The 13,815-nt window shown below is 74.1% G+C and carries 15 protein-coding genes; 9 read left to right on the forward strand and 6 right to left on the reverse strand.

Translation table 11 applies throughout. The features are described from left to right. Positions 1–110: 110 nt before the first annotated feature. Entirely contained in the window at positions 111–1,016 is a 906-nt protein-coding gene (locus P696_RS0117265; protein WP_026413305.1) for an NADP-dependent oxidoreductase, read from the forward strand. A gap of 52 nt (positions 1,017–1,068) precedes the next feature. Here the strand turns inward: P696_RS0117265 and P696_RS0117270 are convergent, their stop codons facing one another. Continuing rightward, positions 1,069–2,394 (reverse strand): hypothetical protein, encoded by a 1,326-nt coding sequence (locus P696_RS0117270; RefSeq protein ID WP_026413306.1) that lies wholly within the window; start codon positions 2,392–2,394, stop codon positions 1,069–1,071. Between the two features lie 177 nt (positions 2,395–2,571). On the opposite strand from P696_RS0117270, the gene P696_RS46220 reads away from it, so the two are divergent. Then, positions 2,572–2,949: an HGxxPAAW family protein gene (locus tag P696_RS46220; protein ID WP_051467785.1), complete on the forward strand. Its 378-nt coding sequence runs from the start codon at positions 2,572–2,574 to the stop codon at positions 2,947–2,949. A gap of 219 nt (positions 2,950–3,168) precedes the next feature. Next, positions 3,169–5,100, forward strand: coding sequence for a hypothetical protein (locus P696_RS52555; RefSeq protein ID WP_157429748.1), 1,932 nt, complete (start codon positions 3,169–3,171; stop codon positions 5,098–5,100). Positions 5,101–5,171: 71 nt separating this feature from the next. Here the strand turns inward: P696_RS52555 and map are convergent, their stop codons facing one another. After that, positions 5,172–5,972: a type I methionyl aminopeptidase gene (map, locus tag P696_RS0117285; RefSeq protein WP_026413307.1), complete on the reverse strand. Its 801-nt coding sequence runs from the start codon at positions 5,970–5,972 to the stop codon at positions 5,172–5,174. 86 nt (positions 5,973–6,058) lie between these two features. Here map and P696_RS0117290 point away from each other — a divergent pair, with 86 nt between their 5' ends. Next, positions 6,059–6,325, forward strand: a complete 267-nt coding sequence (locus tag P696_RS0117290; protein WP_026413308.1) for a helix-turn-helix transcriptional regulator — start codon at positions 6,059–6,061, stop codon at positions 6,323–6,325. Positions 6,326–6,350: 25 nt separating this feature from the next. Here the strand turns inward: P696_RS0117290 and P696_RS0117295 are convergent, their stop codons facing one another. Then, positions 6,351–6,656, reverse strand: a complete 306-nt coding sequence (locus P696_RS0117295; protein WP_026413309.1) for a hypothetical protein — start codon at positions 6,654–6,656, stop codon at positions 6,351–6,353. Between the two features lie 296 nt (positions 6,657–6,952). Between P696_RS0117295 and P696_RS52560 the strand changes: the two genes are divergently transcribed. Beyond that, the gene (locus P696_RS52560; protein WP_051467787.1) at positions 6,953–8,164 is read left to right on the forward strand and encodes a DUF5753 domain-containing protein; all 1,212 of its coding nucleotides are present in this window, start codon (positions 6,953–6,955) and stop codon (positions 8,162–8,164) included. Positions 8,165–8,275: 111 nt separating this feature from the next. Further along, the gene (locus P696_RS0117305; RefSeq protein WP_084337657.1) at positions 8,276–9,097 is read left to right on the forward strand and encodes an SAM-dependent methyltransferase; all 822 of its coding nucleotides are present in this window, start codon (positions 8,276–8,278) and stop codon (positions 9,095–9,097) included. Positions 9,098–9,113: 16 nt separating this feature from the next. On the opposite strand, the gene P696_RS0117310 is transcribed toward P696_RS0117305, so the two are convergent. The 3 genes from P696_RS0117310 to P696_RS0117325 all read right to left on the reverse strand — a co-directional run bounded on the left by P696_RS0117310 (position 9,114) and on the right by P696_RS0117325 (position 12,270). Then, positions 9,114–10,139, reverse strand: a complete 1,026-nt coding sequence (locus tag P696_RS0117310; RefSeq protein ID WP_034485344.1) for a DUF2804 domain-containing protein — start codon at positions 10,137–10,139, stop codon at positions 9,114–9,116. A 153-nt stretch (positions 10,140–10,292) separates the two neighbouring features. Further along, positions 10,293–11,519 carry an NAD(P)/FAD-dependent oxidoreductase gene (locus P696_RS0117320; protein WP_245627700.1) on the reverse strand — a complete coding sequence of 409 codons (1,227 nt, stop codon included), beginning with the start codon at positions 11,517–11,519 and terminating at the stop codon, positions 10,293–10,295. A gap of 28 nt (positions 11,520–11,547) precedes the next feature. Continuing rightward, positions 11,548–12,270, reverse strand: coding sequence for a helix-turn-helix transcriptional regulator (locus P696_RS0117325; protein WP_026413313.1), 723 nt, complete (start codon positions 12,268–12,270; stop codon positions 11,548–11,550). A gap of 117 nt (positions 12,271–12,387) precedes the next feature. Between P696_RS0117325 and P696_RS0117330 the strand changes: the two genes are divergently transcribed. The 3 genes from P696_RS0117330 (at position 12,388) to P696_RS0117340 (ending at position 13,733) form a co-directional block, all read left to right on the forward strand. Beyond that, on the forward strand, positions 12,388–12,906 hold the full coding sequence (locus P696_RS0117330; protein ID WP_026413314.1) for a DUF2231 domain-containing protein: 519 nt from the start codon (positions 12,388–12,390) through the stop codon (positions 12,904–12,906). A gap of 74 nt (positions 12,907–12,980) precedes the next feature. Further along, the gene (locus P696_RS0117335; protein ID WP_026413315.1) at positions 12,981–13,391 is read left to right on the forward strand and encodes a hypothetical protein; all 411 of its coding nucleotides are present in this window, start codon (positions 12,981–12,983) and stop codon (positions 13,389–13,391) included. Positions 13,392–13,430: 39 nt separating this feature from the next. Beyond that, on the forward strand, positions 13,431–13,733 hold the full coding sequence (locus P696_RS0117340; protein ID WP_026413316.1) for a hypothetical protein: 303 nt from the start codon (positions 13,431–13,433) through the stop codon (positions 13,731–13,733). Positions 13,734–13,815: the final 82 nt, after the last annotated feature.

The raw sequence follows: 13,815 nt of genomic DNA on the forward strand, positions 1-13,815 counted from the left end.
CGGCCCGGCGGGCGGCGCGGCGACCCCGGAGGGTTCTCGTCCCGGGGAATCACCTGATCATCTTCGGTGTTGCAGCGCGGGTCAGCGGCAGAACGTGTGAAGGGCTCTTTGTGCGCGCCATACAGATCGACCGGTTCGGTGCCCCCGGCATCCTCGGCCTCACCGAGGCCCCGCGGCCCAAGCAGGGGCCCGGGGACATCCTGATCCGGACCATCGCGACCAGCATCAACCCCGTGGACGACAAGACGCGGGAGGGGTCCATCGGCGACGGGACGCCCCCGCTGCCGATGACGCTCGGCTGGGACCTGGCCGGAGTCGTCGTCGACGGCGGGGACAGCGGCCTGGCCGCCGGGGAACGCGTCATCGCGATGTCGCACCAGCTCGGCAGCGGCCGGGGCACCTGGGCCGACCTGGTCGCGCTGCCCGCGCAGGCGGTCGGCTTCGCCCCGCACGCGGTCACCCTGGCCGAGGCCGCCACCCTGCCGCTGCCCGGCCTGACGGCCCTGCAGACCCTCGACTGGCTCGCGGTCTCCCCCGGGGAGCGCCTGCTGATCGCGGGCGCGGCGGGCGCGGTCGGCGGACTGGCCCTGCAGATCGCCCGGGCGCGGGGCGTCAGGGTCGACGCCCTGGTCTCCCGGGACGCGCAGGCCGCCTTCGCCCGTTCCCATGGCGCCGACCGGGTCGTCACCGACGCCGCCGCCCTCGAGGACCGCGCCTACGACGCCGTCTTCGACACCTTCGGCGCCTTCGCGACCGAGGCGGTGGCCGACGGCGGCCGGTACGCCTCGATCGCCACCCAGGCCGGGCCCGTCCCCGACCTGTCCGGACGCGGCGTCCGCACCACCGTCCACCAGGTGCGCGAGGACGGCGCCGGACTGGACGAGCTCACCGAGCTCGTCGACCACGGAGCCCTGCGGCTGCGCGTGCACGCCACGTTCAGCGTCCACGACGTCCAGGCCGCGCACGAGCGCTTCCACGAGGGCGGCCTCACCGGGAAGATCGTCCTGACCTTCTGAGCCGGACCCCTGGTCCTCCGGCCCGGGGGATCGGGGCCGGAGGACCGGGGGCTCAGGCGTTCTGGTCGAGAAGGGCGCGGGCGGCGGCGGCGCTGGACGGTTCGGGATGGTGCTCGGCCATCAGGGCCAGGACGCGGTCCGTCCACGGGTGGTCGGACTCGGCGAACAGGCCCAGCAGCTTGGCGAACTTGTCCCCGGGCCAGCCCGTGTAGCCCAGTTCGGTGATGATCGCGTGCGGGGTGTGCTCGCCGCTCTCCATGCCCTCCGCGACCATGTCGATCAGGGCCCAGGCGTCGGACCCGGGCGGCGCGGGCCGGGGCAGGACGTCGCGCTCCCCGTCGTCCAGCCTGCTCCGGGCCAGGCCGCCGAGCGCCGGGTCGTCCGCGAGTTCCACCAGGGCGAGCCGTCCCGCCTCGCCGAACGCCCTGCCGTACTTGCCGCCCAGGATGTCCAGCCCCGCGCGCCGGGCGCCGGGAGCGACGCCCCGGAGCGCCGCGGCGAACTCGGCCGCGCCGTCCTCCTGCGTCCGGCCGCCGTGGACGAGCCACAGCCGCACCTCCGGATCGACCATGAACGACGGGTAGAACGGCAGCGCCTCCAGCAGCCCGGCCGCGTCGCCGTCCGCGTGGTCGCCGACCATCGGCACCCGGATCCCCGTCGCGTCCTCCAGCAGGACGCGGGTCACCGACCGGCCGAGCGGCGTGATGCCGACGTTCGCGGCGGTGTACTCCACCAGCCCGCACTCGTGCAGCGCGTCCAGGTGGTGACCCATCGTGGCCCGGCCGTCCTCGTCCAGCCACGGGGTGATGCTCGTGCGGGGGATCGGCTGGTCGTAGGTGTAGATCGAGACGAGCAGGTTCGAGGTGAGCCCCTGCCGCCCGTCCTGGCCCCACTCGTCGAGCAGGGCGATCACGGTGCGGTGCCAGGCGGCGAGCGCCAGGTCCTCGTCGGGTCCGGTCAGCGAGAGGGCGGTCGCGCCGGGCCGCAGCACCCCGGTGTCGTGGTCGGAGTGCAGGATGCCCGCCCTGACCAGGACGTCCCAGAACACCCGGGCCGCGTGGCGCAGCGCGTCACCGCGCGGCGCGGTGTCGGGGAGCCGCTCCCGGACGAGCGCGAGCACGTCGTCCGGCACCGGATCCCCGTCCGGGACGAGCGGGCGCCCCCGGCGCGCCCAGTCGACGTGCGCGCTCACCATCCCGTACATGTCGCACGCCCGCAGCGCCGCCACCAGCTCGGGGACGGGCGCGACGAGCACCGGGGGGATGTGCGCGCCGGGGACGGGCCCCGCCCCCGACAGGTAGGACGTTCCCTGGGCGGGACTGCGCCGTTCGAGCGCCTCCCCGACGATGATCTCGCTGAGCCCGTGCGTGGTCCTCATGGCGCACGAAGCGTAGTCACGACACGACGCTCCGGCACCCCGTTCACCGGAAAGGGTCCCTTTCCCGGACAACGTCCGAAGCCGTCGAAGTGCCGCGCGACGGGCCCGAGGCACTCGGGATCGTGGTTACGCACCGCGACGTTGCGGGAAGGTTCCACCGGGAATGGGGGATTTGTCATGTCAGAAGCAAAGGCCGCCGCCGTCGCGACGGAGGAGATCGACCACCAGCACGGAGGATCGCACGCGGGCAGGCCGAGCTCGTGGGTCGCCGTCGCCATCGTCTTCCTGGGGTTCGTGGTCGGCGGCGTGGCGCTGTGCGTCGGGCCGAACTGGGTGGTGTTCGTCGTCGGCGCGGTGATCGTCGCCGTCGGTCTCGTGGCCTGCGGGGTCGTCCACCTGTTCTCCGACGTCGTCGTGGACGCGCCGCGCGTGATCCCGGAGATCGTGGACTACTCGCTGTTCGGGCACAGCACCGAGCGGCGGCGGGGCGGTTCCGCCGAGGAGCCGAAGCGCTTCTCGGTCCGCACCGACACCCAGCAGTTCCCACACGGCTGACCCTCCCCACCTCGCGTTTCCGCTCAAGATCCGCCCCGGGCTGTTCGTCCGGGGCGGATCTTACTTCGTAAAGGGCGGCGGCACCGGGCGCATCGGAGGTCGCGGCGGGGAACGTCGGAAAACTCTCAGAACGGCGACATACGCCGTTCGCCGGAGGGAAGGGCCCGCTTCGGGTTTGGATAGGGGCGTGCGGAACCCGTGACGAGAGGGAAGCACACCGTGATCGACGACCCCGCAGACCCCGCTCGCGCCGGGGTGAAAGTGATCTGGATGCGCGGCATCGCCGACGCCGGCCCCCGCCGCGCGACCCGCGCCCTCGCCGACGCCCTGTTCGAGGCGTTCGGGAAGGGCGCCGCGCGCACCGGCGTGCTCCAGGCCTGCGCCCCGCGCGCCACCGCCCTGCCGCAGAGCCGCCTGCTCGGCTCCCGTGCGGCGACCCTGCCGCTACCGCCGCCCCGCGCGCCGCTCCCCGGCGACGACGCGGGCATCCGGCCGTGGCGCTTCGACCGTGAGGAGGGCGACGGGGCGGATCCGCCCCGGCTGGTCGCCCGCACCACCGCCCGCTGGAGCGACCCGGCCGCGGGCGCCGTCCGCGCGGCGATCGTGCTGCGCGACTCGCCCCGGGGGCTGGTCGAGTGGGGCGTCGCCGCGCACGCGGAACGAGGCTGGACGCACCGCGCGGTGCCCCCGTGCGTGCGGCTCGGCATCGACCGGCAGCACATCTGCGACTCGGGCGGGCTGCCGGTGACCGGCGAGCCGCTGAAGCTGTTCCCGCTGGACGGCGTCCCGCCGGACGACGGGGCCGAGGACGAGCGGCTCGCGCTGGTCGCGGGCAGCCTCGGGCATCCCGAGCGCAGCGTCGGCGTGCTGGTCGTGTCGCTCGACTCGCGCAAGGCGCTGAGCAGCATCGACACGCTCTTCCGGGTGCACTGGCCAGGACTGCTGAGCGTGGCGGTGGTGATCGAGCCGGGCCGCCGGGTGCTGGCCGGGCTGCTGCCCGAGCGGGCCATACCGGCGGGCGGGGCGCGGTACTTCGGCCCGTCCGGGAACGCCGAGGACGACACGACGTTCACCCGCGCGGCCGTCCGGGACCGGCACGGCCTGCTGACCGCGCTGCTCGACGACGCGCTGGCCGTGCGGGCCGAGGCGTCCCCGACGGGCGTCGCGGTCGACGCGGCGACGCTGCTGACCGAGCACCTGCCGCGCCGGCTGCGTCCGCAGGTCCCGCCACCGGCGAAGCCGCCGGAGCAGGAGTCGTCCGGCGAGCAGGCGCCCGCGTCCGCGTCCGGTGAGGGGGCGGAGGCGTCCGAGCTGGACCGGCTGCGATCCCGTGTGGCCGAGATGGAGTCGGTGCTGGCCGGCGTCGAGCGGCGCGCGGAGCGGCGGCTGACGCTGCTCCAGGACGAGGCGTCCGCCGCGAAGCAGGCGCGGACGCAGGCCGAGCAGCACGCCGACCACCTCGCCGGGCAGCTCGCGGAGGCGCTCACCGAGCGGGACCTGTTCGCGGAGGCGCTGGACGACGCGGAGGCCGAGCGCGACGCGGCCGTCCGGGACCGGGGGGTGCTGGCGGCGCGGCTCGCCGACGTCGCCCCGGCGGTCGCGAGCGCGCCGCCGCCCGCCGCGTCCGGCGACCGGGTGCCGGGCTCGTTCGAGGCGCTGATCGCCGAGATCGCCGCGCGGCATCCGCTGCTCGTGCTGGACGACCTGGACGGTTCGGTGGCCGCCGCGCTCGACCCGCATCCCAAGGCGGCGTCGTGGCGGCGCAAGGCGCGGGACGCGCTCACCACGCTGGACGCCTACGCGCGGGCCAAGCAACGGGCCCGCCGGGCCGGGACCCCGCCCGGCCCCCACCTGTCGGATCTGCTGGCGTTCGTCCGGTCGGGCGCCCCCGGCGCCCTGATCAGCGCGAACATCATCGCGCTGGCGGAGTCGGACCGGGTGGAGCACCAGGAGAAGTTCCGGCAGGCGCGGATGTTCCCGGTCCGTCCGGCGACGCATCCGTCCGGCCGGGCCTGCTTCACCGCCCACATCAAGCTCGAGCGCTGCAAACCCCCCGCCCCCCGGCTGCACTTCTTCGACGACACCGACAACACCGGGCTGATCTACATCGGCTACCTGGGCCCGCACCTGGCGACCGGCCGGACGAACTGACCGTCGGCCCGCGCGGTCGTGGCGTCGACTCGCGCGGGCCGTCCGGCCGGGGCGTGGGGGTCGTCCGCCGGTCAGGCCGAGGGTGAGGCGGAGTCCGCGTGGTGCGGCTGGCGTTCGGTGAGCACCAGGGGGCCGTCCTCGGTGATCGCGATCGTGTGCTCGGAGTGGGCGGTGCGTGAGCCGTCGGCGGACCGGATGGTCCAGCCGTCCGGGTCGAAGACGATCTGGTCGGTGGTGCGGGCGATCCAGGGTTCGAGCGCCAGGGTCAGGCCCGACCGGAGCTTGAGTCCGCGGCCCGCGCGGCCCCTGTTGGGGACGTGGGGGTCCTCGTGCATGGTCCTTCCGAGTCCGTGGCCGCCGAACTCGGTGTTGATCGGGTAGCCGTAGCCGGTGGTGACCGCCTCGATCGCCGCCGAGATGTCGCCGAGCCGGTTGCCCGGGACGGCGGCCTTGATGCCCGCCTCGAGCGCCTCCTCGGTCGCGCGGATGAGCCGCAGGTCGTCGCCCGCCGGGGTGCCCACGACGACGGTGCGGGCGGAGTCGGCGACCCAGCCGTCGATCTCGACGGCGATGTCCATGCTGAGGACGTCGCCGTCGCGCAGCGCGTAGTCGTGGGGCAGCCCGTGGAGCACCGCGTCGTTGACCGACAGGCAGATGACGTTGCGGAACGGGCCGCGGCCGAAGGACGGCGCGTAGTCCCAGTAGCAGGACTTCGCCCCGCGCTCGCGGATCCGGTCGCGGACGTGGTGCTCCAGGTCGAGCAGGTTGACGCCCACGTCCGCGATGTCGCCGAGCTCGGACAGGATCTGGGCGACGAACCGCCCGGTGGTGCGCATCCGCTCGATCTCCGCGGGCGACTTCAACTCGATCATGGGTGCCCTCGCACGTCGCTGTGTGTCGGTATTAAAATACCAACGTAGCGGTTGCGGTATTAAAATACCAACCGTACTCTTGCGGCATGGTTCGCAATCCGCTCACGCCCGAACAGGTCGAGGCCGGCAGGCGCCTCGGGAGGCTGCTGCGTGAGGCGCGGGCGGACCGGGACCTCGGCGACGTGGCGCGCGCGGCCGGCATCTCGCCGGAGACGTTGCGCAAGATCGAGACCGGTCGGCTCCCCAGCCCCGGGTTCGGCACGATCGCCTGCCTCAGCGACGTCCTCGACCTGCCGATCCAGGACCTGGCCGCCGCCTGGCGCGACGGCCCGCGCCTGGAAGCCGCCTCCTGACGACCGCCCCGCGCCGGGAGCGGGCCTAGGTCGGGGGAGCGGGGTGTTCCTCCTCCGGGTCCATGCGCGGGTCGGCCCAGAACGTGAGCAGCTCGGCGCCCGTCAGGGCGGTGTAGGGAGCGGGCGGGGGCGTGCGGCCCGTCCGCATGGCCCACAGGGTGACCAGGGACAGGGCCATCCGGTCCGCGTCGGCCGGGGCGGAGCTGCGGGACGACGCCGGATCCCCGGCTTCGGAGTGGGAGCCGGGGTCGGCCTCGGAGGCTGGGTCCGGTCGTTCCTCGGGGGGTGTGTCGGATGGGGCGTCGGAAGCGGCGCGGGGTGCGGCGCGCAACGGCGGGACCTCCGATCGGGCGGCGGGTGGATGTCGGGTGGTTCCGACGGGTGGTTGTGGTGGGTGGAAGTTGCGGGTGGATGTCGTCCTGACTCACTCTGCGGCATGGTCCGGCCGCGAATCGCAACATTCGGGCAATCTCGGACAGGCCGCGGGCGGATCCACCGGATTCCCTCGGTATCCGGAAATCCGTCCGGGGAAACCGGCCGGGAATGTGTCAGGCGGCCGGAAGCGCGGGCGGGACGGGTGAGACGATGGGCGTGCGCCCGCCCCGACTCGTCCGAATGGACCGGCGAATGCCCGATCCCGACCTGCGGCGGCACCCCTGCGGTGCGGCCGTCGAGGCCCTGCGGCGCAACCTGCGCCTCGCGGGCCGGCCCACACTGAACACGCTCGACCGGCTGTCCCGGCGCCTCGAAGGGCACCGGGTGCACGGCGTCACGGTCATCGGCGTCCCGCGGTCGACGCTCAGCGACCTGTTCACCCTGGTCCCGGCGCGCCGGCCGCGCCGGGAGAAGGTCGAGTCGGTCTGGGCGGTGATCTACGCCCACGCGCTCGACAAGGGCCAGGACGTCTCGGCGATGGTCACCCTGGACGAGCTGCGCGACCTCTACGACCGCTGCGTGCCCGCCGAGTCCGTTCCGCCGGACGGCGGTCCGGTGGACGGCGGCGTCGCGGAGGGCGTCCGGGCGTTCGCCGCCCCGGCGCGGACCGTCCCTGCCCAGGCGCGGTATCCGCTCCTTCAGGACGCCGACCGCGCGGCGCCGGCGTGGCTCGCTCCGGCCGGGTCCGTGATCACCTCCTACCGGTGGCCGGACGTGGTGCCGGAGACGGGGCCCGCGCGGGGCATGAGCGCGGGGCAGGTGCTCGCCGACGCCGAGCTGCGCGCGCATCATGCCTGGTGGCGGGCCTACGACGATGTCGTGGCGCCGCACGTCGCGCTGTACCTGACGCTGGAGCCGGAGCTCGCCGACATCCGGGTGTTCGCGCCCGCCCGCGTCCCCGACCTGCTGCTGACCGCGGAGTACGCGCGGCACCTGATCCTGCTCGACTGCCCGGACCTCCACCCGGACGAGCTGCGCCGCCGCGTCGAGCTGCTCGCGTTCCGGCAGGACGTGCTGCACCGGACGCGTCCGCCCCGGCTGTGGGCGATCATCTCCCGGCGCGCCCTGGAGCTGGACGTGGGTGATGTCGCGGCGCGGCGCGGCCAGCTGCGGCATCTGCTCGGGATGGCGGGACGTCCGGGGGTGACCGTGCAGATCCTGGACGACGCGGACGCGGGCGCGGCCATCCTGGACGGCGCGGTCACGGTGATGAGGTTCCCGGACCGCGACCGGCCCGACCTGGTGCGGGTGGAGCAGCCCGGCACGGCGACCTATCCGGCGGAGCCGGGCGTCATCGCGCACTTCGTCGCGCAGCACGGGCGGCTGCTCATCCGGGCGTGTCCGCCGGAGCGGACGCCGCCGCTGTTGCACGCCATGCTCGACGAGCTCGCACCGACGCCGTAGCGGGTTCCCGGCCCGTCCTCCGCCCGGCCCGCGCTGACCGGCATCAGCCAGGGGAGCGCGTCCCGGAGGGCGTCCGCTTCTGCTGTGATGGGGGCACAAGGGAGGCGGATCATGAGCGGCGACGAGCACGAGATCCTGGCGGCGGTCGAGCGGGACCTGATGGGCGACCTCGACACCACGGTCCCGCATTCGGCCCGGATCTGGAACTACTGGCTGGGCGGCAAGGACAACTTCCCCGTGGACCAGCGCGCGGGCGACGACTACACGGCGGTGTACCCGGCGATCGTGGACCTGGCGCGGGCGTCCCGGGCGTTCCTCGGACGGGCCGTCCGGCACCTGGCGGGGGAGGAGGGCGTCCGGCAGTTCCTGGACGTCGGCACCGGCCTGCCGACCGAGGGCAACACGCACGAGATCGCGCAGGACGTCGCGCCCGACAGCCACATCGTGTACGTGGACAACGATCCGCTCGTCCTCGTGCACGCGCGCGCCCTGCTGACGAGCCGTCCCGAGGGGGCGACGCACTACGTCGAGGCCGACCTGCACGACCCGGAGGACGTCGCCGGCCGGGCGGGCGAGCACCTGGACCTCACCCGGCCGGTCGCGCTGATGCTGATGGGCATCCTCGGGCACGTCGACGACCCGGCGGAGGCGCGGTCGATCATCACGCGGCTGCTCGAGCCGCTGCCGTCCGGCAGCTTCCTCGTGCTGTACGACGGGACGGCGACCGACCAGGCGTTCCTCGAGGCGCAGCAGGGGTACGACGAGACCGGCGCCGTGCCGTACCGGCTGCGGCACCCCGACCAGATCCGGGCGTTCTTCGACGGCCTGGACGTGGTCGGGCCGGGCGTTGTCCCACTGCAGCTATGGCGTCCCGACGCGGACGGCGAGAAGGTCGAGGTCGACGCCTACGGCGGGGTCGGCCGCAAGCCGTGACCCGCGGAAGGCCTGGTCAGAGGCGGGCGCGCATGCTCTCGCAGACACCGTGGACGTCGCGGACGTCGCGTCCGCCGACCGTCCCGGTGTAGGTGCCGTACAGCTGGAAGTAGTCGATGGACGCGGCGACCAGCTGGTGTTTCACGGCCTTGCGCCCGACCGGCTCGAACGTCACGTCCAGGCGGCCGTCGGCGGACGCGATGCGCCAGCGCGCGAGCGGCGCGTCCGACACGGGCGTGAAGGCGATGTCGGCGAGGGGCTCGGCGCGCGGACCGTCCAGGCCGGGCAGCCACAGGCAGGACTCCTCCTCGCTGCCCGGGACGGTCGGCCGCCGCGCGAAGTTCGCCCCGACGATCCCGTCCGGGGTGCGCTGCGCGAACGTGCCCCACAGCCAGCGCGTCCGGTACGGCAGGAAGGTGTGGTGCTCGTCCAGGATCGCCAGGTCCCGGTCGGGCTCGAAGCGGTAGACGTGGTCGCCGACCCGCAGCACGCCGCTCGCGGGCAGGACGAGTTTGTGGGTGTACATCGCGCCGCCGGGCAGGGGTGAGCTGACCGACAGCGGCGCGGTCCCGGCCGTCCCGTCGAGTTCGAGGTCGCCGGTGAGGGCGGGGGTGTCGGCGGTGGCGGGCGCCTCGATCCGGACGCGGTGCAGCCCGCCCTCCTCCTGGAGGTCGTAGCCGATCCGCAGGCCGCGCCGCCCGAACTGCATCCGGTTGCCGTACAGGGTGGCGGGCAGGGCCGCCGAGCCGCCCCGCGCGCTCGCCGCGTACTCGGTCAGCGCGCCCGTGGCGGCGTCGTACACGTAGCTCTCGGAGCTGGCGAGGTAGTGCGCGTCCTGGATGATCATCGAGGACCACGCCTCGGGGTGGACGAGCGTCCACCCCACCCACTGCTTCAGCCGCAGCCGCCGCAGCGCGCGCGGCACCGCGGACGGCGCGTCCAGCGGGTTCACGACGGCGGGCCGGGCGGCCAGCCTTCCCCAGCGGCGGCGGCCGTCCTCGACGAGCCGGTCCGTCGCGTCCACCACGTGCCGATCAGTCATTCCCGCCCCTCGCGTCCCGGTCGGGTGACCATACGCCGCGCGGCCGATCCCGCGCCAGGCTTCACCGCGTGTCGCGAAGCAGGTCGCAGGGCGTGTCGCGGCGTGTCGCGCGGAAGCGGACCACGGCCCGGCCGCCTCCGCGCGACACGCTGCTCATTCGAGGTCGGCGAGCGGCACGTTCTTGTCGGCGAGGGCGGCGCGGTCGACGGGGGTCCTGGCGCGGATGAGGGCCTGGGTCTGGTCGGTGACGTCCCAGACGTTGACGTTCATCGCGGCCGTGACCTGGCCGTTCTGCAGCCAGAACGCGATGAACTCGCGGGCGTCCAGGTCGCCGCGGATGACCACCTCGGTGTCGCGGGTCGGGTCGGGCAGGCCGACGTACTCCATGCCGAGGTCGTACTGGTCGGTGAAGAAGTACGGCAGGTTCTCGTAGCTCGCGGGCTTGCCGAGCATGGCGCGGGCGGCCACTGAGGGCTGGTTGAGCGCGTTGGCCCAGTGCTCCACGCGGACGTGCCGTCCGAGCAGCGGATGGTAGGCGTTGGCGATGTCGCCGACGGCGAAGACGTCCGGGTTCGAGGTGCGCAGGTCGGCGCCGACCGTGACGCCGTCGTCGACGGAGAGGCCGGCGGACCTGGCCAGCTCGACGTCCGGGGCGGCGCCGACGCCGACGATGACGGTGTCGGCGTCGAGGCGGGCGCCGTCGTCCAGGACGACGGCGGAGCCGGTGATCTCGCTGGTCCGGGCGTTGAAGGCGAAGTCGACGCCGTGCTCGCGGTGCAGGGCGGTGAAGACGTCGGAGACGGGCGAGCCGAGGACGGCCGCCAGCGGCTTCGGCTGCGTCTCGACCACGGTGACCTGCGCGCCCGCGATGCGTGCCGCGGCGGCGGTCTCCAGGCCGATCCACCCCGCGCCGACGACCACGACGCGTCCGGCCGCGGCGAGGGTGTCGCGCAGGCGGTCGCTGTCGTCGACCGTCCGCAGGTAGCGGACGTTGTCGCCGTCCGCGCCGGGGACGGGCAGGCGGCGCGGCGTGGAACCGGTCGCCAGCAGCAGCCGGTCGTAGCCGAGGTCGTCGCCGTCGGCGAGGGTGACCCGGTGCCCGGACGCGTCGACGGCGGTGACCTCGGCGCCGAGGCGCAGGTCGACGTCGTGGTCGCGGTACCACGCCTCGTCGTGGACGAAGATCTTGTCGCGCTCGGACGCGCCCTGCAGGTACTCCTTCGACAGCGGCGGACGCTCGTAGGGCAGGTGCCGTTCCCTGCTCGCCAGCACGATCCGGCCGTCGAAGCCCTCCTCGCGGAGCGCCTCGGCGCCCTTGGCGGCGGCCAGGCCGCCTCCGGCGATCACGATCGTCGCGGGGTGCGCCATCGCGTTCGTCACCTCTCCATCTCGGGGAACGGGTCGTGGGTCAGGCTCGTGGTCCGGCTTGTGGTCCGGGGGCGGGGATGCCCATCTCGACGCAGCACATGCCGGGACGGGGGACGCGCGTCGCGGACACGCCGGACGCCTCCAGGCCGTCCAGGAGTCCGCCGAGCAGGGCGTGGTTGACGCGGCAGACGAGGTCGGGGTTCCGGGCGGAGAGGGGCTGGAACGGGCAGTTGGCCAGCCTGACCAGGGACGGGGACACGCGCTGCGGGTCGAAGCCGTGCCGTTCGAGCGTGTCTCCGGCGCAGGTGAGCGCGTGTTCGGGGTCGAGTCGTCCCGGCGGGAGGCGGTCGCGTTCGACCGTGCCGAAGGCCCGTCCCCGTTCCGCCGCCGCCCGGATGGCGCCCTCGCGCGCGGTCTCGCCGGGCGCCTGGAGCCGGACGCCGTCCAGCAGGATCTCGGCGAGCAGGCCGTGCTCGCGCCTCGGGATGCTGACGTTCACGTCCAGGCCGGTGGGCCGGTAGACCTTGGGGGAGCGGCCCACCCGGCGCGTCCCGCCCGGACGGTCGTAGCCCGCGCGCAGCAGGCCCACGGCGACGAGCTTGTCCAGGTGGAACGCGGCGAGCTTGCGGGAGATCCCCACGCTTCCGGCGGCCTCGTCCCGGGTCACCGGCGCCGGGGCGCGGCGGATGTACTCGAACATCCGGCGACGCAGCTCGTCACTGAGCGCCGCCACGGCCCGCAGGGCCGGGGCTTCGTCACTCACAGTGCGGACGCTACACCGGCGGACGCGCGGCGGACAGGGCCCGACACGGCTTTACCGGCGGAGTATTGACTGGTCAGGCGCGTTGGACAAACACTTGTTAGTGAAACGGGGGTGGTGATGTCCGATCCTCTGCGGCAGGCGAAGCGCCCGGTGACGCTCCTGTCGGGCACGTACGGTCACCCCCTGCACCCCATCCTGGTGACCATGCCGATCGGCGCGTGGGTGACGAGCCTGGTGTTCGACGTGGCGTCGCGGATCGTCCACGACCCGTCCTTCCTGACCCGCGGCTCGCTCTGGCTGATCGCCGTCGGGGTGTTCGGCGCGCTGGCCGCGGCCGTGTTCGGGTTCCTGGACCTGCTGGTGATCACCCCCGGCACGCGCGCGTTCCGCACCGCCCTGCTGCACATGGCGCTGAACCTCGCCGTCACCGCCGGATACGGCGCCGGATGGGCCTGGCGCGCGCTCAGCGACCACTACGACCAGGTGGAGGCAGGGCAGATCACGCTGTCGGTGGTCTGCCTCGCCGTCCTGGGCGGCTCCGGGTACCTGGGCGGCAGGCTCGCCTACCGCTACGGGGTGCGGGTCGCCGACGAGAACACCCAGGCCGAGGGGTTCACCGTCACGAAGCACCCCTGAAGCCGTCCGCGTCCGAATCCGATCGACGTCGATCCACGGGTCGGCCCAGGCTCCGACCCGGCGAGGAGGCCGAAATGGCTGTCGCCGCCCTCATCGTCTGGCTGCTCACCGCCCTCGGGGGCTTCACCATGCTGGGCCTCTGGCTGGCCCGCGGCGGGATGCGCGCACCGGCGGACGCCCCGCCGACCCGCTTCCCGGTCCCGGTGATCTTCGGTCACCTCCTGCTGGCGGTGGCCGGGCTGATCATCTGGATCATCTACATGGCCACCGACGCCACCGCGCTCGCCTGGATCGCCCTGATCCTCCTGGTGGTCATCGCCCTGCTCGGCTTCACGATGCTGACGCGCTGGCTCCCGACCCACCGCGCCGCCCGGACCGAGACGGGCCCGCCCGAGCGGGCCATCCCGCTCCCGGTCGTCGTGGCGCACGGACTCCTCGCGGTCGCCACACTGGTCCTGGTACTGATCGCCACGGTCTCGGAGTGAGTCCCCCGGGCCGGGCGTCGCATTGCGAAGGAGAGCCGCGTGGAACTGACGGTGGTGACCGTGCCGGACTGCCCGAACGGACCCGTGCTCGAGGAACGGCTCGCGCTGGTGCTGGCCGACGGGCCGCCGGTGACCGTCCGGCGGCAGGAGGTCCGGACCGAGGACGAGGCGGAGCGCTGGGGCATGCACGGCTCGCCGACCCTGCTGATCGACGGCCACGACCCCTTCGCCACCCCTGACACGCCGGTCACCCTGGCGTGCCGCCTCTACCCGTCCGAGACCGGCGGTCGCCCCGAAGGCGCCCCCTCCCTGAACGCACTCCGCGCGGCCCTGCGAACCTGACCCCGGCTCCTGCCCCGCGGCCAGGACCGGGACCCGGTCGCCCGCCGCGTCCACGACCGAGGGGACGCGGCCCAGGGTGGGC

The sequence above is a fragment of the Actinomadura oligospora ATCC 43269 genome (assembly GCF_000518265.1).
Lineage (GTDB): Bacteria > Actinomycetota > Actinomycetes > Streptosporangiales > Streptosporangiaceae > Spirillospora > Spirillospora oligospora.

Bases quoted from the DNA above. Each gene is read 5' to 3' on its own strand.
- P696_RS46220 (WP_051467785.1), top strand. From the start codon at position 2,572: ATGTCAGAAGCAAAGGCCGCCGCCGTCGCGACGGAGGAGATCGACCAC.
- P696_RS0117330 (WP_026413314.1), top strand. From the start codon at position 12,388: ATGTCCGATCCTCTGCGGCAGGCGAAGCGCCCGGTGACGCTCCTGTCG.
- P696_RS0117305 (WP_084337657.1), top strand. From the start codon at position 8,276: ATGAGCGGCGACGAGCACGAGATCCTGGCGGCGGTCGAGCGGGACCTG.
- P696_RS0117290 (WP_026413308.1), top strand. From the start codon at position 6,059: ATGGTTCGCAATCCGCTCACGCCCGAACAGGTCGAGGCCGGCAGGCGC.
- P696_RS52560 (WP_051467787.1), top strand. From the start codon at position 6,953: ATGCCCGATCCCGACCTGCGGCGGCACCCCTGCGGTGCGGCCGTCGAG.
- map (WP_026413307.1), bottom strand. From the start codon at position 5,972: ATGATCGAGTTGAAGTCGCCCGCGGAGATCGAGCGGATGCGCACCACC.
- P696_RS0117310 (WP_034485344.1), bottom strand. From the start codon at position 10,139: ATGACTGATCGGCACGTGGTGGACGCGACGGACCGGCTCGTCGAGGAC.
- P696_RS0117335 (WP_026413315.1), top strand. From the start codon at position 12,981: ATGGCTGTCGCCGCCCTCATCGTCTGGCTGCTCACCGCCCTCGGGGGC.
- P696_RS0117270 (WP_026413306.1), bottom strand. From the start codon at position 2,394: ATGAGGACCACGCACGGGCTCAGCGAGATCATCGTCGGGGAGGCGCTC.